At 61.5% G+C, this 234-nt stretch carries 1 pseudogene; it reads left to right on the plus strand.

Going from position 1 to position 234, the window contains the following annotated elements:
* Nucleotides 1-2 precede the first annotated feature (2 nt).
* A pseudogene (locus tag M2D63_RS26165) lies at nucleotides 3-234 on the plus strand (Zn-dependent hydrolase); the annotation flags it as partial.

The raw sequence follows: 234 nt of genomic DNA on the forward strand, positions 1-234 counted from the left end.
AAATTACACAGGACGTTCTGAAATCTAGCTTGCGCCATATCAATGGCGAACGGCTCTGGCAATCGCTGATGGACCTGTCCCGGCTCGGCGCCACGGCCAAGGGCGGGGTTTGCCGCCTGGCGTTGACCGACCTCGATCGACAGGCCCGCGACCTGTTCGTCAAATTTAGCAAGGATGAGGGCTGCAGCGAGAGCAACGATGGCGTGGGCAACATCTTCGCCCGGCGCCCCGTCC

Origin of the sequence: Pseudomonas sp. BJa5 (assembly GCF_030272875.2) — a bacterium.
In the GTDB taxonomy this organism is placed as follows: Bacteria; Pseudomonadota; Gammaproteobacteria; order Pseudomonadales; family Pseudomonadaceae; genus Aquipseudomonas.